This window comes from Pseudomonas sp. App30, from assembly GCF_047947025.1.
GTDB lineage: Bacteria > Pseudomonadota > Gammaproteobacteria > Pseudomonadales > Pseudomonadaceae > Aquipseudomonas.
Map to the genome: position 1 here is coordinate 1,237,569 of NZ_CP133165.1, position 18,045 is coordinate 1,255,613.

Consider the following 18,045-nt stretch of genomic DNA (forward strand, 5'->3'; position numbering starts at 1 on the left):
AGCCCTTGTTGCGGGCAGGACACCGGGCAGCCGACCATATTAACGGCCAGCGTACCGGGATAGAAGGGCTGTTTCCAGTTGCGTGTTGCAGAACCGGCCAAACAAGGCTGGCAGCGCGAGATCTCGACGACACCCTGACAATCAAGACATGCGCGTGCCTCACTGGAAATCTCCAGGGTTCATACCGGCCAGCGCAGCCTGGCGGCAGCGGCTACGTCCCCTCCGTAGCAACGGCCGCAGGCCGCGTCATGGGTGCCGCAGCCTGTTGCAACGTGCCAGCCCTTCAGGGCTTGCGGCGCTGGCGCGGGCTGAGGCGGTCCAGTTGGGCCAGGTGCTTGAGCTTTTCGCCGATTTTCAGTTCCAGGCCTCTAGGCACCGGCTGGTAGTAGGCGCGCGGCTCCAGCTGTTCGGGGAAGTAGTCTTCGCCGGCAGCGTAGGCGTCGGGCTCGTCGTGGGCGTAGCGGTATTCCTCGCCGTAGCCCAGCTGTTTCATCAGCTTGGTGGGGGCGTTGCGCAGGTGCAGCGGCACTTCCAGCGAGCCGTACTCGGTGGCTTCGCGCATGGCCTGCTTGAAGCCCATGTACACGGCGTTGCTTTTCGGCGCGCAGGCCAGGTAGACGATGGCCTGGGCCACCGCCAGCTCGCCTTCGGGGCTGCCCAGGCGCTCCTGCACGTCCCACGCCGATAGGCACAGGCCCAGGGCGCGCGGGTCGGCGTTACCGATGTCTTCGCTGGCCATGCGCACCACGCGCCGGGCCAGGTACAGCGGGTCGCAGCCACCGTCGATCATGCGCACGTACCAGTACAACGCGGCGTCCGGGTTGGAGCCACGCACGGACTTGTGCAGCGCCGAGATCTGGTCGTAGAAGGCTTCGCCGCCCTTGTCGAAGCGCCGGCGGGTGTCACCCAGCAGGCTTTGCAGCAGCTCGGTGGCGATTTCCTCGCCGTCTTCGGCCAGGTCCGATGCGTTTTCCAGCAGGTTGAGCATGCGCCGGCCGTCACCGTCGGCCGCCGCCAGCAGCATGCCGAAGGCCTCGTCGCCCAGGCGCAGCTGGCGCTTGCCCAGGCCGCGCTCCTCGGTCAGCGCGCGGTCCACCAGGCGCCGCAGCGCCGCCTCGTCCAGGCTCTTGAGCACGTACACGCGGGCGCGCGACAGCAGTGCGTTGTTGAGCTCGAACGAAGGGTTTTCGGTGGTGGCACCGATGAATATCAGCGTGCCGTCTTCCACGTAGGGCAGGAAGGCGTCCTGCTGGGACTTGTTGAAGCGGTGCACTTCGTCGACGAACAGGATGGTGCGGCGGCCGTACTGGCCGGCCTGCTGCTTGGCCACCTCGACGGCCTGGCGAATCTCCTTGACCCCGGCCAGCACCGCCGAGACGGTCTCGAAATGGGCGTCGGAAACCTCCGCCAGCAGCCGCGCCAGCGTGGTCTTGCCCACGCCAGGCGGCCCCCAGAAGATCATCGAGTGCAGCGCACCCTGCTCCAGCGCCTCGCGCAGCGGCTTGCCGCGGGCCAGCAGGTGCTCCTGGCCAACGTATTCGTCCAGGTTGCGCGCCCGCAGGCGGGCGGCCAGGGGCTGGGCGATGGGCTCACTGCGGAACAGGTCCATGACGGGCGGGGCTACCTCTTATTCCTGGATGACGTCGGTGCCCTTGGGCGCCACGAAGGTGAATTTGCTCTTGTCCACCGGGTCATTGGCTTTCACGCCGGTGAACAGGATGTTGGTGCGCTGGCCGACGCTGTCGATCAGTTGCATGTCATTGATCAGGCCCTTGCGGAACGACAGGCGCAGCGAGTCGAACAAGGTGTCCTTGGTCTTGGGCTTGAGCATGAAGTCGATCACGTCGCCCGCTTCCTTGGCGCTGATGTCGAAGCTCTGGCTGATCTTCGAGATGTCACCGGACAGCAGCAGCGCCGGGGTCTGGGTCAGGCGCTGGTCGAGCTTCTTGACGGTCAGCTGTTGCAGGTCCGGGTCGTACAGGCTGACCTTCTGGCCATCGGAAACCATGGTCTGCTCGTTCGGCGCGGCGGTGTGCCAGTAGAACAGGCCCGGGCGCTGCAGGGTCATTTCACCGGAGGTTTCCTGCAGCTGGGTGCCGCTGCCGTCCAGGGTCAGTTGCGAGAAGTGCGCCGCCAGGGTCTGGGACTTTTCCAGCAACTGGGTCAGGCTTTTCACGGCGGCGTCGTCGGCGTGGGCCGGCAGCGTGGAGAAGGCCAGGGCAGAAACCAACAGCATGCGAATCAGGCGCATGGGAATCCTCGTACAAAGAATGGGACCGGCCACCGACGATTCGGCGGCCGGCAGTTCAATCAGTCGCGCATCGGCCCGGGCGCGATGACTTCGCGCGAGCCGTTGGTGTTCATCGGCGTGACCACGCCGGCCATTTCCATCGCCTCGATCATGCGCGCGGCGCGGTTGTAGCCGATCTTGAGCTTGCGCTGCACCGCGGAGATGGACGCCCGGCGGCTTTCCAGCACGAAGTTGACGGCCTCGTCGTACAGCGCGTCGGACTCGCTGTCCTCGTCGCCACCACCGCCACCGCCGCCGCCTTCGAAGCCGCTGCCGGCCTCTTCGACGCCGGCGAGGATGTCCTCGTTGTAGTCCGGCACGCCACGCAGTTTCCAGGCTTCCACCACGCGGTGCACTTCCTCGTCGGAGACGAAGGCGCCGTGCACGCGAATCGGCAGGCTGGTGCCCGGCGGCATGTACAGCATGTCACCGTGGCCCAGCAGCTGCTCGGCGCCGCCCTGGTCGATGATGGTGCGCGAGTCGATCTTGCTCGACACCTGGAACGCCATGCGGGTGGGGATGTTGGCCTTGATCAGGCCGGTGATCACGTCCACCGACGGGCGCTGGGTGGCCAGGATCAGGTGGATACCGGCAGCACGGGCCTTCTGGGCAATACGGGCGATCAGCTCTTCGACCTTCTTGCCGACGATCATCATCATGTCGGCGAATTCGTCGACGATGACCACGATGGTCGGCAGCGTCTTGAGCAGCGGCGCCTCGTCGTCCATGCTCTCGCGGCGGTACAGCGGGTCGGTGAGCGGCGTGCCCTCCTCCTCGGCGTCCTTGACCTTGCGGTTGAAGCCGGCCAGGTTGCGCACGCCCATGGCCGCCATCAGCTTGTAGCGGCGCTCCATCTCGGCCACGCTCCAGCGCAGGGCGTTGGCGGCGTCCTTCATGTCGGTGACCACCGGGCACAGCAGGTGGGGGATGCCTTCGTAGATCGACAGCTCGAGCATCTTCGGGTCGATCATGATCAGCTTGGCGTCTTCGGGGCTGGACTTGAACAGGATCGACAGGATCATGGCGTTCACGCCCACCGACTTACCGGAACCGGTGGTACCGGCCACCAGCAGGTGCGGCATTTTCGCCAGGTCGGTGATGACCGGCTTGCCGCCGATGTCGTGGCCCAGGGCCATGGTGACCGGCGACTTGGCTTCGTCGTATTGCGGCGACGACAGCACTTCGGAGAACCGCACGATCTGGCGGTCCTCGTTGGGGATCTCGATACCCACGGTGGTCTTGCCCGGAATCACTTCCACCACGCGCACGCTGGTCACGGCCAGCGAACGCGCCAGGTCCTTGGCCAGGTTGGCGATGCGGCTGACCTTGACGCCGGCGGCCGGCTGGATTTCGTAACGGGTAATGACCGGGCCGGGGTGGATGGAGTCCACCGACACTTCGACGCCGAATTCCTTGAGCTTGATTTCCAGCAGGTGGCCCACGCCCGCCAGGGATTCAGGCGAATAGTTGACCTTCTTCTTTTCGGCCGGGTCGAGGATGGAAATGGGCGGCAACGTGCCTTCCACGGCGCTGTCGACGAACAGCGGCACCTGTTTTTCCTTCTGCACGCGCTTGCTCGGCTCTGGCGGCTTGGCCATGGCCGGGGCCGGCATGATCACCGGTGGCGCCTGCTTCTCGCGCTCGGCCGTGTGCTTGGTCAGCGACTGGTCGCGCTCGATGATGCGCTCGCGGGCCTTGGCCTGCTCGCGGCGGTCCGGGGTAATGGGCGCGACCACGTCGTGCACGCGCACGTCCACCTCGCGCAGTTGCGCCACCAGTTGGCGACGTTCGTTGCGCGCCGCCCACCAGCGGCCGGCGGCGCCTTGCACCAGCTCCAGCAGGTCGAGGACGATCTTGCCGGTCAGGTCCATGACCTTGAACCACGACAGGTCGGTGAACACGGTCAGGCCGAACAGGAACAGGGCGATGAACAGCAGCGTGCTGCCCTGGGCGTTCAGCGCGTTGTAGGCCAGGTCGCCGAGGCTTTCGCCCAGGGCGCCGCCCGCCGAGGCCGGCAGGCTGGTGGACTTGAAGTGGATATGCGCCAACGCGGCACCCGAGAGCACCAGGAACACCAGACCGATCAGTCGCCACGAGAACAGCCAGCCGCTCCACTGCCAGGGCTGGTGGCGTTCGCGGAAGATCTGCCAGGTCTTGACCGCCAGCAGCAGCGGGAAGATGTAGGCGAAATAACCCAGCACCATGAACAGGATGTCGGCGGCGAAGGCCCCCACGCGGCCGGCCGCGTTCTGCACCTCATGGGCGGTGCTGGTGTGGCTCCAGCCCGGGTCGCCCTGGTCGTAGGTGAGCAGCGCCATCCACAGGTACAGGCACAGGGCACCCATGGCAATCAGGGCACCTTCCTTGAGCCGGTAGTGCATTTGCTGACGCCACAGGGGCACTACGGGATTGGGTGTCGCGGTGGATTTCTTCAAAACAAGTCTTTTCCTGCGCCCATGGGCGCCAACAACGGATGATGGACCAAACAATAAAAAATCAGGGTAATGAACGGAGCATTGTACGGGTTCGCCACAGCATAGCCCAGAGCGTCTGGCACGATTCAATTGGAGCACGCATTGCCTTTTGTGACAAAGGCTTATGCAGGCTTTTCAATTACATTCCCGAAGGTTTACGACCGCGACATGACCGTAGAGTTGCAGGACGGGGTTTTTATCCTGAATACTGGATGAAGCGCCGCCCTCCCCTCCCCTGCCAGAAAGAACCCATGCTGACCTGGTTGAAAAAGAACGAGCTCACCTTCCCGCCGCTGGACAAGGCCCTGCGCGACCCCAACGGCCTGCTGGCCGCTGGCGGCGACCTGAGCGCCGAGCGGCTGGTGCAGGCCTACCGCCATGGCTGCTTCCCCTGGTACCAGGACGGCCAACCTATCCTGTGGTGGTCGCCAGACCCGCGCACCGTGCTGTTCCCCGCCGAGCTGCACGTGTCGCGCAGCCTGGCCAAGGTGATTCGCCAGCAGCGCTACCGGGTCACTTTCGACACCGACTTCGCCGCGGTAATCCGCGCCTGCGCAGGCCTGCGGGCCTATGCCGACGGCACCTGGATCACCGGCAGCATGCAGGCGGCCTACATCCACCTGCACGAGCACGGCCTGGCCCACTCGGTGGAGGTGTGGCAAGGCGAGCAACTGGTCGGCGGCCTGTACGGCCTGGCCATGGGCAAGCTGTTTTTCGGCGAATCCATGTTCAGCCACGCTGACAACGCCTCCAAGGTCGGCTTCGCCGCCTTGGTGGGCCACCTGCAGGCTGCAGGTTTCGCCCTGATCGACTGCCAGATGCCTACCGAGCACCTGCTCAGCCTGGGCGCGCGCTCCATCAGCCGCGAAGACTTCGCCTGGCACCTGCGCACCTACCTCGACCAGGCCAACACCGCCACCTGGGTTTGTTAGGCGAGTTGGGCGCAGCTGGCTTACACTTATTCAAAGGTTTCGATCCGAGGGTTGATCATGACTGAGTTGGCGCGGTTGAAGTTCTATGCCACTCAACCCCATTCGTGCAGCTACCTGCCCGAGGAGCAGGCCACCACCCTGTTCCTCGACCCCAGCCAGCCGATGGACGTGCACGTGTACGCCGACCTCTCGGAAATGGGTTTTCGGCGCAGCGGCGATCACCTGTACCGCCCCCACTGCCAGCGCTGCAACGCCTGCGTGCCGGCGCGCATCCCGGCGGCCAGCTTCAGCCCCAACCGCCAGCAGAAACGCATTCTCAAGCGCAACGCCGACATCCTGGTGACCTCCACCAAGCCTGCGTTCAGCGAGGAATACTTCGACCTGTACCAGCGCTACATCGAGCAGCGCCATGCCGACGGCGACATGTACCCGCCCAGCCGCGATCAGTTTTCCACCTTCCTGGTGCGCGACCTGCCGTTCTCGCGCTTCTACGAATTCCGCCGCGATGGCCAGTTGCTGGCGGTGGCGGTCACCGACCTGCTGCCCAACGGCCTGTCGGCGGTGTACACCTTCTACGAACCCGCGGAGGAGCGCCGCAGCCTGGGCCGTTTCGCGATTTTGTGGCAGATCGGCGAGGCGCTGCGCCTGGAACTGGGTGCGGTGTACCTGGGCTACTGGATCAAGAACTGCAAAAAGATGAATTACAAGACCCAATACCGGCCCATAGAACTGCTGATTAACCAGCGCTGGGTGACACTCAACTGAAGGGCCTTGGCGTAACGCCCCTTTTTCAGGCACAATGCACGCCGCTTTTGCCTGGCGCAGTTGCACCGGGCCATTAACTGGACACCGAGGGCTTTACTGCATGTCGAAAGAAGACAGCTTCGAAATGGAAGGCACTGTCGTCGACACCCTGCCGAACACCATGTTTCGCGTGGAGTTGGAAAATGGGCACGTCGTTACCGCGCATATCTCCGGCAAGATGCGCAAGAACTACATTCGTATTCTGACCGGTGACAAGGTGCGCGTTGAATTGACGCCCTACGATTTGAGCAAAGGGCGCATCACTTACCGCGCTCGCTAAGCGACACAAACGAAAACGCCCGGCGCATGCCGGGCGTTTTTGTGTGGGCGCTACATTTGTAGCGAATCCGTAGCCGCTGCCGCAGGCTGCGCTGGCCCTATGCCCCACCGGAGATCTCCAGCGAACACAGGGGCCAGCGCAGCCTGCCGGCAGCGGCTACAGCGGTTACGCCATTTCCGCCGTGGTTTCGAAGTCGAAGGTCATCTCGCCGTCCTTCACATCGATGTGCACCACGCCGCCGTGCTCGGCCAGCTCGCCGAACAGGATCTCCTCGGCCAGCGGCCGCTTGATCTTGTCCTGGATAAGCCGCGCCATTGGCCGGGCACCCATGGTGGCGTCATAGCCACCGGCTGCCAGCCAGCTGCGCGCCGCGTCCGACACTTCCAGCAGCACACGCTTGTCTTCGAGCTGGGCCTGCAGTTCGGTGAGGAACTTGTCGACCACGCTCTTGATGGTTTCGTGGCTGAGCCGGCCGAACTGGATGATGGTATCCAGGCGGTTGCGGAACTCCGGCGTGAAGCTCTTCTTAATGACTTCCATGGCATCGGACGAGTGGTCCTGGTGCGTGAAGCCAATCGAAGCGCGCGCCGCGGTCTCGGCACCGGCGTTGGTGGTCATGATCAGGATCACGTTGCGGAAGTCCGCCTTGCGCCCGTTGTTGTCGGTCAGGGTGCCGTGGTCCATCACCTGCAGCAGCAGGTTGAAGACTTCTGGATGGGCCTTCTCGATTTCATCGAGCAGCAGCACGCAGTGCGGTTGCTTGGTGATGGCCTCGGTCAGCAAGCCGCCCTGGTCGAAACCGACGTAGCCCGGAGGCGCGCCGATCAGACGGGAGACGGTGTGCCGCTCCATGTACTCGGACATGTCGAAACGCACCAGCTCCACGCCCAGGGCCTTGGCCAACTGCCGCGCAGCCTCGGTCTTGCCCACGCCGGTGGGGCCGGCGAACAGGAACGAACCCACTGGCTTGTCTGGCGATTTCAGGCCCGCACGGGACAGCTTGATGGCGGTGGCCAGCGAGTCGATGGCCGCGTCCTGGCCGAACACGGTCAGCTTCAGGTCGCGCTCCAGGTTACGCAGCAGCTCCTTGTCGGAACTGGTGACGTGTTTTGGCGGAATGCGCGCGATCTTGGCGACAATGTCCTCGACCTGTGGCACTTCGATGCGCTTGACGCGGTTTTCCACCGGTTGCAGGCGCTGGTAGGCACCCGCCTCGTCGATCACGTCGATGGCCTTGTCCGGCATGTGCCGGTCATTGATGTAGCGCGAGGCCAGCTCGGCAGCGGCGCGCAGGGCTTCGTCGCTGTACTCGATGCTGTGGTGCTGTTCGAAACGACCTTTCAGGCCGCGCAAGATGCCGATGGTGTCTTCCACCGAAGGCTCGCTGACGTCGACTTTCTGGAAACGCCGCGCCAGGGCCCGGTCTTTCTCGAAGATGCCGCGGAATTCCTGGAACGTGGTGCTGCCGATGCAACGGATATCACCCGAGGACAGCAGTGGCTTGAGCAGGTTAGAGGCGTCCATCACCCCGCCCGACGCCGCGCCCGCACCGATGATGGTGTGGATCTCGTCGATGAACAGGATGGCTTGCGGGCGTTTTTTCAGCTCGCCCAGCAGCGCCTTGAAGCGTTTTTCGAAGTCGCCGCGGTATTTGGTACCGGCCAGCAAGGCGCCCAGGTCCAGCGAGTAGACCACGCTATTGGCCAGCAGGTCCGGCACCTGGTTGTCGACGATGCGCTTGGCCAGGCCTTCGGCGATGGCGGTCTTGCCCACGCCAGCCTCACCCACCAGCAGCGGGTTGTTCTTGCGGCGGCGGGCGAGGATCTGCGCGACGCGCTCCACCTCGTGCTCACGCCCTACCAGCGGGTCGATGCGACCCTGGCGAGCCAGTTCGTTGAGATTGCTGGCATAGGCATCCAGCGGGTTGCCTGAAGAAGAAGACTCACCGCCCTCGTCGTCCTGCATATCCTGCTCACCCTCGGAATGATCGCCGTGCCCTGGCACCTTGGAGATACCGTGGGCGATGTAATTGACCACATCGATGCGGGCCACGCTCTGCTGTTTCAGCAGGAACACGGCCTGGCTTTCCTGTTCGCTGAAGATGGCGACCAGCACGTTGGCGCCGGTGACTTCACGCTTGCCCGAGCTCTGCACGTGGAAGACAGCACGTTGCAGCACACGCTGGAAGCCCAGGGTTGGCTGGGTCTCGCGGTCCTCGTCGTGGACGGGGATCAGCGGCGTGGTGGAGTCGATGAACTCCTGCAAGTCGTGCTTGAGTTTGTCGAGGTTTGCGCCACAAGCACGCAAAACGGTGGCGGCGGCCTCATTATCCAATAATGCCAGCAGGAGGTGCTCCACGGTCATGAACTCATGACGTTTGGAACGCGCCTCCTTGAAGGCGAGATTGAGGGTGACTTCGAGCTCGCGGTTTAACATAGCTTCACCTCATACCCAAGTGGTCGGCGATTAACCGTCCTTCTCGATTTCACAGAGTAGCGGATGCTGGCTTTCCCTGGCGTACTGATTGACCTGCATGGCCTTTGTCTCGGCGATGTCGCGGGTAAACAATCCACATACGGCTCGCCCTTCCGTGTGGACGGCGAGCATGACCTTGGTCGCCAGCTCGCGGTTAAGGTTGAAAAACACCTCGAGCACTTCGACGACGAAATCCATCGGTGTGTAGTCATCGTTAAACAAAACCACCTTATACATGGGTGGCGCCTTCAAGGCCGGCTTGGCCTCCTGTATGGCCACGCCTGCGGAATCGTCCTCATGCGATTCCGGGCGATCCTGATTGAATGTTAGTCGAATCTGGCTGAATGCATGCATGGAAAGAAGGTTCATGGTTGAGCGAATAGGGTTGTGTGTTGACCTTGTGACCGACTGTAAGCTCGGCCGCCGCATGACCTTGACTATCGGCAAAACGGTGTTACAAACAATAGAACCCACATTGGGGAATAAAGGTCCGCGCAGTCAACCAAATTTTTTGATCGGTCCGAATGCCGGATGAAGTGGATGATACTCCAGAGATGGAGTCCTTTGCAGAGGGATATGAGCATGGCAAACGGTAAGGTCAAGTGGTTCAACAACGCCAAGGGCTATGGCTTCATCGTTGAAGAGGGCAAAAGCGAAGACCTGTTCGCCCACTACTCGGCCATCAAGATGGATGGCTACAAGACCCTCAAGGCCGGCCAGCCTGTCAAATTCGAAATCATCCAAGGCCCCAAGGGCCTGCACGCCGTCGACATTTCCGCTGCCACCGACAGCCCCGCCCAGCACACTGCCCCACAGGCTGTGCAGCAGACCATTACTGCCTGACTGACACCTGTGGGAGCTGGCTTGCCAGCGAGCTTTGGGGCGACCTGAAAAGCTCGCTGGCAAGCCAGCTCCCACAGGTTCTTGACTAGTCAGGGACAGAAAAACCGGCCAGGACGGCCGGTTTTTTTGTTGCCTGCCATTACATGTGCTTGATCAACGCCTCGCCGAAGCCCGAACTGGACACCAGGGTGGCGCCGTCCATCAGCCGCTCGAAGTCGTAGGTCACGGTCTTGGCACCAATGGCGCCGTTGGTGCCCTTGATGATCAGGTCCGCCGCCTCGGTCCAGCCCAGGTGGCGCAGCATCATCTCGGCCGAGAGGATCACCGAACCCGGGTTGACCTGGTCCTTGCCCGCGTACTTGGGCGCGGTGCCGTGGGTGGCCTCGAACATGGCCACGGTGTCGGACAGGTTGGCGCCCGGCGCAATGCCGATGCCGCCCACCTCGGCCGCCAGGGCGTCGGACAGGTAGTCACCGTTGAGGTTGAGGGTGGCGATCACGTCGTACTCGGCCGGCCGCAGCAGGATTTGCTGCAGCATGGCGTCGGCGATGGCGTCCTTGACGATCACGTTGCGCCCGGTCTTGGGGTTCTTGAACTGCATCCACGGGCCGCCGTCCAGCAAGGTGGCGCCGAACTCGTCGCGGGCGATCTCGTAGCCCCAGTCCTTGAAGGCCCCCTCGGTGAACTTCATGATGTTGCCCTTGTGCACCAGGGTCAGCGACTTGCGGTCGTTGTCCACTACATATTGCAGGGCCTTGCGCACCAGGCGCTGGGTGCCTTCCTTGGACACCGGCTTGATCCCGATGCCGCAATCCTGGTCGAAGCGGATCTTGGTGACGCCCATCTCCTCCTTGAGGAACTTGATGACCTTCTGCGCCTCCGGCGAGCCGGCCTTCCACTCGATGCCGGCGTAGATGTCCTCGGAGTTCTCGCGGAAGATCACCATGTCCACGTCGCCTGGCTTTTTCACCGGGCTGGGCACGCCTTCGAACCACACCACGGGGCGCAGGCACACATAAAGGTCGAGTTGCTGGCGCAGAGCCACGTTCAACGAGCGGATGCCCCCACCCACCGGCGTGGTCAGCGGGCCCTTGATGGACACCACGTAGTCCTTCACGGCGTCCAGGGTCTCCTGGGGCAGCCAGGTGTCCTGGTCGTAGACCTGGGTGGCTTTCTCACCCGCGTACACTTCCATCCACGAAATCTTGCGCTTGCCGCCGTAGGCCTTGGCCACCGCGGCGTCCACCACCTTGATCATGACCGGCGTGACGTCCACGCCAATGCCATCGCCTTCGATATACGGAATGATCGGTTGGTCAGGCACGTTGAGGGAATGATCTGCATTGACGGTAATCTTCTGGCCGACGCTCGGTACCTGAATCTTCTGGTATCCCATGCTGGACTCCGTTTTTGTGGGTTGAACATCCTGGCTATCCCTGAGCGTAACCCACCTGCCCTAGACCGCAACCACCCGATTGGCAGGTGAATCTGCCGAAGAGCATCATTTATCCCGCATCACCAGTGGTATACTGTCGCAGTGACCATCGAGTCACCGGGGGCCGAGGCGTCTGCAACCAGACACCAAGCCTTTGAAAACGCTTGAAAAGACCCGGTTGTACCGCAACTCGGTCGCTTGACGCTCTACTGATGCACCCCACATCATCGCGACGAATCCTCGACTTTCGGCTCATTGATCACATTGGACGAAAGCGCCTACCCTGCGCATCTCGAGATTCTGTGCACGCTTAGCAAAGAAGAGAGTTAATCCGAATATGCCCACCCGCTCAAAGATCATCTACACCTTCACCGACGAAGCTCCGGCCCTCGCCACCTATTCCCTGCTCCCTATCGTAGAGGCCTTCACCGCCTCGGCTGATATTGCCGTGGAAACCCGGGACATCTCCCTGGCTGGCCGCATCCTGTCGAGCTTCCCTGAGCAACTGAAAGCCGACCAGGTCATCGCTGACGACCTCGCCGAGCTGGGCACCCTGGCCACCACGCCGGAAGCCAACATCATCAAGCTGCCGAACATCAGCGCCTCGGTTCCCCAGCTCAAGGCCGCCATCGCCGAGCTGCAGGCCCAGGGCTTCAACATCCCGGACTACCCGGAGACCCCGGCCAACGACGCCGAGAAAGAAGCCAAGTCGCGCTACGACAAGATCAAGGGCAGCGCCGTGAACCCGGTGCTGCGCGAAGGCAACTCCGACCGCCGCGCACCGCTGTCGGTGAAGAACTACGCGCGCAAGCACCCGCACAAGATGGGCGCCTGGGCTGCCGACTCCAAGTCCCACGTGGCTCACATGAGCAACGGCGACTTCTACGGCAGCGAGAAAGCCGCGCTGATCGAAGCCGCTGACGCCGTGCGCATCGAACTGCTGGCCGCCGACGGTTCCGTGACCGTCCTGAAGGAAAAGACTTCGGTAAAAGCCGGCGAGATCATCGACTGCGCCGTGATGAGCAAAAAGGCCCTGCGCGCCTTCATCGCCGCCGAAATCGAAGACGCCAAGGCCAAGGGCGTGCTGCTGTCGCTGCACCTGAAAGCCACCATGATGAAAGTTTCCGACCCGATCATGTTCGGCCAGGTGGTTGCCGAGTTCTATAAAGAAGCCCTGGCCAAGCACGCCACCGTGCTGGAGCAGGTTGGCTTCAACCTGAACAACGGTATCGGCGACCTGTACGCCCGCATCCAGTCGCTGCCTGCCGAGCAGAAAGCGCAGATCGAAGCCGACGTGCAAGCCGTGTACGCCACCCGCCCAGCGCTGGCCATGGTCAACTCCGACAAGGGCATCACCAACCTGCACGTGCCAAGCGACGTGATCGTCGACGCCTCGATGCCGGCCATGATCCGTGACTCGGGCAAGATGTGGAACGCCGAAGGCAACCTGCAGGACACCAAGGCGGTGATCCCGGACCGTTGCTACGCCACCATCTACCAGGCCACCATCGAAGACTGCAAGAAGCACGGCGCCTTCGATCCGACCACCATGGGCAGCGTGCCAAACGTTGGCCTGATGGCGCAGAAAGCCGAAGAGTACGGTTCGCACGACAAGACCTTCCACATCAAGGCCGACGGCACCGTGCGCGTGGTCGATGGCAAGGGCCGCACCCTGCTGGAACAGAAAGTCGAGGCTGGCGACATCTTCCGCATGTGCCAGACCAAGGACGCGCCGATCCAGGATTGGGTCAAGCTGGCCGTCAACCGCGCCCGCGCTTCCAACACCCCGGCCATCTTCTGGCTGGACCCGGCACGCGCCCACGACGGCGTGATGATCGAGAAAGTCCAGGTCTACCTCAAAGACCACGACACCTCGGGCCTGGACATCCGCATCATGTCCCCGGTCGACGCCATGAAGTTCTCCCTGGAGCGCATCCGCAAGGGCCAGGACACCATCTCGGTGACCGGCAACGTGCTGCGCGACTACCTGACCGACCTGTTCCCGATCATGGAACTGGGCACCAGCGCCAAGATGCTGTCCATCGTGCCGCTGATGAACGGCGGTGGCCTGTTCGAAACCGGCGCCGGCGGTTCGGCTCCGAAACACGTGCAGCAACTGGTGGAAGAGAACTTCCTGCGCTGGGACTCGCTGGGTGAATTCCTGGCCCTGGCCGCTTCCCTGGAACACCTGGGCGTGACCACCGACAACGCCAAGGCCAAGGTCCTGGCGGCCACCCTGGACCAGGCCACCGGCCAGTTCCTGGACAACAACAAGTCGCCATCGCGCAAAGTCGGCAACATCGACAACCGCGGCAGCCACTTCTACCTGGCGCTGTACTGGGCACAAGCCCTGGCCGCCCAGACCGAAGACACCACCCTGCAGGCGCGCTTCGCCCCGCTGGCCGCTGCACTGACCGAACAGGAAGCGACCATCGTCGCTGAACTGAACGCCGTGCAAGGCAAGCCGGTCGACATCGCCGGCTACTACCACGCCAACGCCGAGCTGGCTGCCAAGGTCATGCGCCCAAGCGCTACCTTGAACGCCGCGATCGCGTCGCTGAAGTAAGCTAGCCCGCAACACACGAAGCCCCGGTCATGTGCCGGGGCTTTGTGCTTTCTACAGGAGAACATCGATGCGCCCATGGATCCCCCACGTCACCGTCGCCACTGTCATCGAGGACAACGGCCGCTTCCTGCTGGTCGAAGAACTCAAGGGCGGCCGCGCCGTGCTCAACCAGCCCGCCGGGCACCTGGAACCCGATGAAAGCCTGATCGAGGCGGCCATCCGCGAAACCCTGGAAGAAACCGGCTACGACGTCGAGCTGACTGGCGTCATTGGCATTTACCTGTACACCGCGCCCAGCAACGGCGTGACGTACCAACGGGTGTGCTTTGCCGGCAAGCCGCTGCACCACGACCCGGAGCGCAAGCTGGACCACGGCATCATCGGGCCGCAGTGGCTGACCCGCGATGAGATCATCGAGCAGAAGCCGCGCTGGCGCAGTGAGTTGTTGTTGCAGTGTATTGATGATTACCTGGAGCAGCCGCTGCACAGCCTGGCGCTGATCCGTAATTGACGCTTCTTCCTTGTGGGAGCTGGCTTGCCAGCGAGCTTTTTGGCCTCAACAGCTCGCTGGCAAGCCAGCTCCCACATTGATCCGCGAGCGAAGCGCGGCGCTTGGTGGTAGAATCCCCTGCTTTTCCCAGACACACTCTCAATTCCTATGCGTGATTCAGCTGCTGCCCCTGAAACCCAGCGCGTCATCGTCGGCATGTCCGGCGGCGTTGATTCTTCCGTGTCCGCCCTCCTGCTGCTCGAACAGGGGTACCAGGTGGAAGGCCTGTTCATGAAGAACTGGGAAGAAGACGACGGCACCGAATACTGCACCGCCCGCGAAGACCTGGCCGACGCCCAGGCCGTGTGCGACCGTATCGGCATCAAGCTGCATACGGCCAACTTCGCCGCCGAATACTGGGACAACGTCTTCGAACATTTCCTGGAAGAGTACAAGGCCGGCCGCACGCCGAACCCCGACATCCTCTGCAACCGCGAAATCAAGTTCAAGGCCTTCCTGGACTACGCCCTGTCGCTGGGCGCCGACCTGATTGCCACCGGCCACTACGTGCGCCGCCGTGACATCGACGGCCGCACCGAGCTGCTCAAGGGCCTGGACCCGAACAAGGACCAGAGCTACTTCCTGCACGCCGTGGGCGGCGAACAGATTGCCCGCACCCTGTTCCCGGTGGGCGAGCTGGAAAAGCCGGAAGTGCGCGCCATCGCCGAGAAACACGGCCTGGCCACCGCCAAGAAGAAGGATTCCACCGGCATCTGCTTCATTGGCGAGCGCCGCTTCAGCGACTTCCTCAAGCAGTACCTGCCGGCGCAGCCCGGCGAGATCCAGAACACCGAAGGTGAAGTGATCGGCCGGCACCACGGCCTGATGTACCACACCATCGGTCAACGCCAGGGCCTGGGCATTGGCGGCCTGAAGGACGCCAGCGACGAGCCGTGGTACGTGCTGGAGAAGGACCTGGAACGCAACGTGCTGGTGGTCGGCCAGGGCAATGATCACCCGTGGCTGTTCTCCCGCGCCCTGCTGGCCTCGGAAATCTGGTGGGTGAACCCCATCGACCTGAGCAGCCCGCGCCGCCTGACCGCCAAGGTGCGCTACCGCCAAGGCGACCAGCCCTGCACGCTGGAAAAGACCGCCAGCGGCTACCGCGCGGTGTTCGACGACCCGCAGCGCGCGGTTACCCCCGGCCAGTCGGTGGTGTTCTACGACGGCGAGATCTGCCTGGGTGGCGGCGTCATTGAAGTGGCCCAGCCGTGGACCAGCAAAGGCGCCGCTGCATGAACCCCATTCAGGAGCAATTGATTGCCCTGGGTGCGGTTTTCCAGGCCGCCGTGCTGGTAGACCGCATCGCCAAGACCGGCCAGAGCGCCGAGGCGGCCATGGGCTGCATGCTTGGCAGCCTGCTGATTCGCGACCCCAAGGACACCCTGGAGGTGTTCGGCGGCGACGACCTGAACCTGCGCGACGGCTACCGCGCCCTGGTCAGCGCGCTTGAGCGCGACCCGGCCAGCCTGCAGCGCGAACCGCTGCGCTACGCCCTGTCGATGCTCAACCTGGAGCGCCAGCTGGGCAAGCGTGACGACCTGCTGGAGGTGATCGGCCGGCGCCTGCCGCAGATCCAGTCCCAGGTAGAACATTTTGGCATTACCCACGAGAACGTTATCGCCGCCAGCGGTGCGCTGTATCAGGACACCCTGAGCACCCTGCGCCAGCGGATCCAGGTGCAGGGTGACATGCGCAACCTGCAGCAGCCCAGCAACGCCGCGAAAATCCGCGCGTTGCTGCTGGCCGGCATCCGTTCGGCGCGTTTGTGGCGGCAATTGGGCGGCCACCGCTGGCAACTGGTATTCAGCCGGCGCAAGCTACTCAAAGAACTGTATCCGATGATGCGCGGTTAACGCTCGTCACCTCACGGGCGCGGTCGGCGCTGGGCTGCCGACCTGCAATGAATTTTCATGTATGATACGCGCCCCATTTCGTTGCCCGACTGTCCGAGAACACCCCATGCAGCTTTCTTCGCTCACTGCGGTTTCCCCTGTTGACGGCCGCTACGCCGGCAAAACCCAGGCCCTGCGCCCTATTTTCAGCGAATACGGCCTGATCCGTTTCCGCGCCCTGGTCGAGGTGCGCTGGCTCCAGCGCCTGGCCGCCCACCCGCAAATCAGCGAAGTGCCGGCGTTCTCCGCCGAAGCCAACGCTATCCTCGACGCCCTGGCCGATGACTTCGCCCTCGAGCACGCCGAGCGCGTGAAAGAGATCGAACGCACCACCAACCACGACGTCAAGGCCATCGAGTACCTGTTGAAAGAACAGGCTGCCAAGCTGCCGGAACTGGCCAAGGTCAGCGAGTTCATCCACTTCGCCTGCACCAGCGAGGACATCAACAACCTGTCCCACGCCCTGATGCTGCGCGAAGGCCGTGACACCGTGCTGCTGCCGCTGATGCGCCAGATCGCCGACAACATCCGCGAACTGGCCCACCGCTTCGCCGACGTGCCGATGCTGTCGCGCACCCATGGCCAGCCGGCTTCGCCGACCACCCTGGGCAAGGAACTGGCCAACGTCGTCTACCGTCTGGAGCGCCAGATCGCCCAGGTAGCCGCCGTGCCGCTGCTGGGCAAGATCAACGGCGCCGTGGGCAACTACAACGCCCACCTGTCGGCCTACGCCGACATCGACTGGGAAGCCAACGCGCGCGCCTTCATCGAAGACGAGCTGGGCCTGGGCTTCAACCCCTACACCACCCAGATCGAGCCGCACGACTACATCGCCGAGCTGTTCGACGCCATCGCGCGCTTCAACACCATCCTGATCGACTTCGACCGCGATATCTGGGGCTACATCTCCCTGGGCTACTTCAAGCAGCGCACCATCGCCGGCGAAATCGGCTCGTCGACCATGCCGCACAAGGTCAACCCGATCGACTTCGAAAACTCCGAAGGCAACCTGGGTATCGCCAACGCCCTGTTCCAGCACCTGGCCAGCAAACTGCCGGTTTCGCGCTGGCAGCGTGACCTGACCGACTCCACCGTGCTGCGCAACCTGGGCGTGGGCTTTGCCCACAGCGTCATCGCCTACGAGGCGACCCTGAAGGGCATCAGCAAGCTGGAACTGAACGAAGTGCGCATCGCCCAAGACCTGGACGCCTGCTGGGAAGTCCTGGCCGAGCCGATCCAGACCGTGATGCGCCGCTACAACATCGAAAACCCGTATGAAAAACTGAAAGAGTTGACCCGCGGCAAGGGCATCACCCCTGACGCGCTGCAAACTTTCATCGACGGCCTGGACATGCCAGCCGAAGCCCGCGCTGAACTGAAGAAGCTGACCCCGGCTTCCTACATCGGTAACGCCGCGGCCCAGGCCAAGCGCATCTGACGCTCCGCCCCGTCGCTACGACGCCCGGCTCAGCCGGGCGTTTTTATTCGTGACTTAAAAGCG

General features: G+C 63.2%; 15 protein-coding genes. 9 read left to right on the plus strand and 6 right to left on the minus strand.

Translation table 11 applies throughout. From position 1 onward, the window contains the following. Positions 1-283 precede the first annotated feature (283 nt). The 3 genes from RAM80_RS05480 to RAM80_RS05490 are packed head-to-tail and all read right to left on the minus strand — an operon-like array spanning position 284 to position 4,725. Positions 284-1,609: a replication-associated recombination protein A gene (locus RAM80_RS05480; protein ID WP_416425217.1), complete on the minus strand. Its 1,326-nt coding sequence runs from the start codon at positions 1,607-1,609 to the stop codon at positions 284-286. A gap of 18 nt (positions 1,610-1,627) precedes the next feature. Further along, a complete protein-coding gene (lolA, locus tag RAM80_RS05485) occupies positions 1,628-2,251 on the minus strand; it encodes an outer membrane lipoprotein chaperone LolA (RefSeq protein ID WP_416425218.1) in 624 nt (207 codons plus the stop codon). A 59-nt stretch (positions 2,252-2,310) separates the two neighbouring features. Next, positions 2,311-4,725: a DNA translocase FtsK gene (locus RAM80_RS05490; RefSeq protein ID WP_416425219.1), complete on the minus strand. Its 2,415-nt coding sequence runs from the start codon at positions 4,723-4,725 to the stop codon at positions 2,311-2,313. A gap of 290 nt (positions 4,726-5,015) precedes the next feature. Here RAM80_RS05490 and aat point away from each other — a divergent pair, with 290 nt between their 5' ends. The 3 genes from aat (at position 5,016) to infA (ending at position 6,780) form a co-directional block, all read left to right on the plus strand. Continuing rightward, positions 5,016-5,696 (plus strand): leucyl/phenylalanyl-tRNA--protein transferase, encoded by a 681-nt coding sequence (aat, locus tag RAM80_RS05495; RefSeq protein ID WP_416425220.1) that lies wholly within the window; start codon positions 5,016-5,018, stop codon positions 5,694-5,696. Positions 5,697-5,753: 57 nt separating this feature from the next. Further along, positions 5,754-6,461 carry an arginyltransferase gene (locus RAM80_RS05500; RefSeq protein ID WP_416425221.1) on the plus strand — a complete coding sequence of 236 codons (708 nt, stop codon included), beginning with the start codon at positions 5,754-5,756 and terminating at the stop codon, positions 6,459-6,461. A 100-nt stretch (positions 6,462-6,561) separates the two neighbouring features. Further along, entirely contained in the window at positions 6,562-6,780 is a 219-nt protein-coding gene (gene infA, locus RAM80_RS05505) for a translation initiation factor IF-1 (protein ID WP_002553999.1), read from the plus strand. A 165-nt stretch (positions 6,781-6,945) separates the two neighbouring features. On the opposite strand, the gene clpA is transcribed toward infA, so the two are convergent. Then, the gene (clpA, locus tag RAM80_RS05510; RefSeq protein WP_416425222.1) at positions 6,946-9,216 is read right to left on the minus strand and encodes an ATP-dependent Clp protease ATP-binding subunit ClpA; all 2,271 of its coding nucleotides are present in this window, start codon (positions 9,214-9,216) and stop codon (positions 6,946-6,948) included. Positions 9,217-9,246: 30 nt separating this feature from the next. Then, on the minus strand, positions 9,247-9,609 hold the full coding sequence (clpS, locus tag RAM80_RS05515) for an ATP-dependent Clp protease adapter ClpS (protein ID WP_416425223.1): 363 nt from the start codon (positions 9,607-9,609) through the stop codon (positions 9,247-9,249). Between the two features lie 228 nt (positions 9,610-9,837). Between clpS and cspD the strand changes: the two genes are divergently transcribed. Further along, positions 9,838-10,098: a cold shock domain-containing protein CspD gene (cspD, locus tag RAM80_RS05520; protein ID WP_416425224.1), complete on the plus strand. Its 261-nt coding sequence runs from the start codon at positions 9,838-9,840 to the stop codon at positions 10,096-10,098. 139 nt (positions 10,099-10,237) lie between these two features. On the opposite strand, the gene icd is transcribed toward cspD, so the two are convergent. Next, complete coding sequence (icd, locus tag RAM80_RS05525; RefSeq protein WP_416425225.1) at positions 10,238-11,494, minus strand: NADP-dependent isocitrate dehydrogenase; 1,257 nt, start codon at positions 11,492-11,494, stop codon at positions 10,238-10,240. 376 nt (positions 11,495-11,870) lie between these two features. Between icd and RAM80_RS05530 the strand changes: the two genes are divergently transcribed. From RAM80_RS05530 to purB, 5 genes are all read left to right on the plus strand, one after another. Continuing rightward, positions 11,871-14,099, plus strand: coding sequence for an NADP-dependent isocitrate dehydrogenase (locus RAM80_RS05530; RefSeq protein WP_416425226.1), 2,229 nt, complete (start codon positions 11,871-11,873; stop codon positions 14,097-14,099). 67 nt (positions 14,100-14,166) lie between these two features. Continuing rightward, positions 14,167-14,610 (plus strand): NUDIX hydrolase, encoded by a 444-nt coding sequence (locus RAM80_RS05535; protein WP_416425227.1) that lies wholly within the window; start codon positions 14,167-14,169, stop codon positions 14,608-14,610. 147 nt (positions 14,611-14,757) lie between these two features. Continuing rightward, positions 14,758-15,888: a tRNA 2-thiouridine(34) synthase MnmA gene (mnmA, locus tag RAM80_RS05540; RefSeq protein ID WP_416425228.1), complete on the plus strand. Its 1,131-nt coding sequence runs from the start codon at positions 14,758-14,760 to the stop codon at positions 15,886-15,888. Continuing rightward, positions 15,885-16,505 carry a high frequency lysogenization protein HflD gene (gene hflD / locus RAM80_RS05545; protein ID WP_416425229.1) on the plus strand — a complete coding sequence of 207 codons (621 nt, stop codon included), beginning with the start codon at positions 15,885-15,887 and terminating at the stop codon, positions 16,503-16,505. The genes mnmA and hflD overlap by 4 nt, the downstream gene beginning before the upstream one ends. Before the next feature lie 106 nt (positions 16,506-16,611). Continuing rightward, positions 16,612-17,982, plus strand: a complete 1,371-nt coding sequence (purB, locus tag RAM80_RS05550; protein WP_416425230.1) for an adenylosuccinate lyase — start codon at positions 16,612-16,614, stop codon at positions 17,980-17,982. The last annotated feature ends 63 nt before the right edge of the window (positions 17,983-18,045 follow it).

What these genes read in the sequence shown, in the direction of transcription:
- mnmA (WP_416425228.1), top strand. Translation starts at nt 14,758, where the DNA reads ATGCGTGATTCAGCTGCTGCCCCTGAAACCCAGCGCGTCATCGTCGGC.
- RAM80_RS05535 (WP_416425227.1), top strand. Translation starts at nt 14,167, where the DNA reads ATGCGCCCATGGATCCCCCACGTCACCGTCGCCACTGTCATCGAGGAC.
- clpS (WP_416425223.1), bottom strand. Translation starts at nt 9,609, where the DNA reads ATGCATGCATTCAGCCAGATTCGACTAACATTCAATCAGGATCGCCCG.
- aat (WP_416425220.1), top strand. Translation starts at nt 5,016, where the DNA reads ATGCTGACCTGGTTGAAAAAGAACGAGCTCACCTTCCCGCCGCTGGAC.
- hflD (WP_416425229.1), top strand. Translation starts at nt 15,885, where the DNA reads ATGAACCCCATTCAGGAGCAATTGATTGCCCTGGGTGCGGTTTTCCAG.
- RAM80_RS05500 (WP_416425221.1), top strand. Translation starts at nt 5,754, where the DNA reads ATGACTGAGTTGGCGCGGTTGAAGTTCTATGCCACTCAACCCCATTCG.
- RAM80_RS05530 (WP_416425226.1), top strand. Translation starts at nt 11,871, where the DNA reads ATGCCCACCCGCTCAAAGATCATCTACACCTTCACCGACGAAGCTCCG.
- cspD (WP_416425224.1), top strand. Translation starts at nt 9,838, where the DNA reads ATGGCAAACGGTAAGGTCAAGTGGTTCAACAACGCCAAGGGCTATGGC.
- lolA (WP_416425218.1), bottom strand. Translation starts at nt 2,251, where the DNA reads ATGCGCCTGATTCGCATGCTGTTGGTTTCTGCCCTGGCCTTCTCCACG.
- purB (WP_416425230.1), top strand. Translation starts at nt 16,612, where the DNA reads ATGCAGCTTTCTTCGCTCACTGCGGTTTCCCCTGTTGACGGCCGCTAC.
- icd (WP_416425225.1), bottom strand. Translation starts at nt 11,494, where the DNA reads ATGGGATACCAGAAGATTCAGGTACCGAGCGTCGGCCAGAAGATTACC.
- infA (WP_002553999.1), top strand. Translation starts at nt 6,562, where the DNA reads ATGTCGAAAGAAGACAGCTTCGAAATGGAAGGCACTGTCGTCGACACC.
- clpA (WP_416425222.1), bottom strand. Translation starts at nt 9,216, where the DNA reads ATGTTAAACCGCGAGCTCGAAGTCACCCTCAATCTCGCCTTCAAGGAG.
- RAM80_RS05480 (WP_416425217.1), bottom strand. Translation starts at nt 1,609, where the DNA reads ATGGACCTGTTCCGCAGTGAGCCCATCGCCCAGCCCCTGGCCGCCCGC.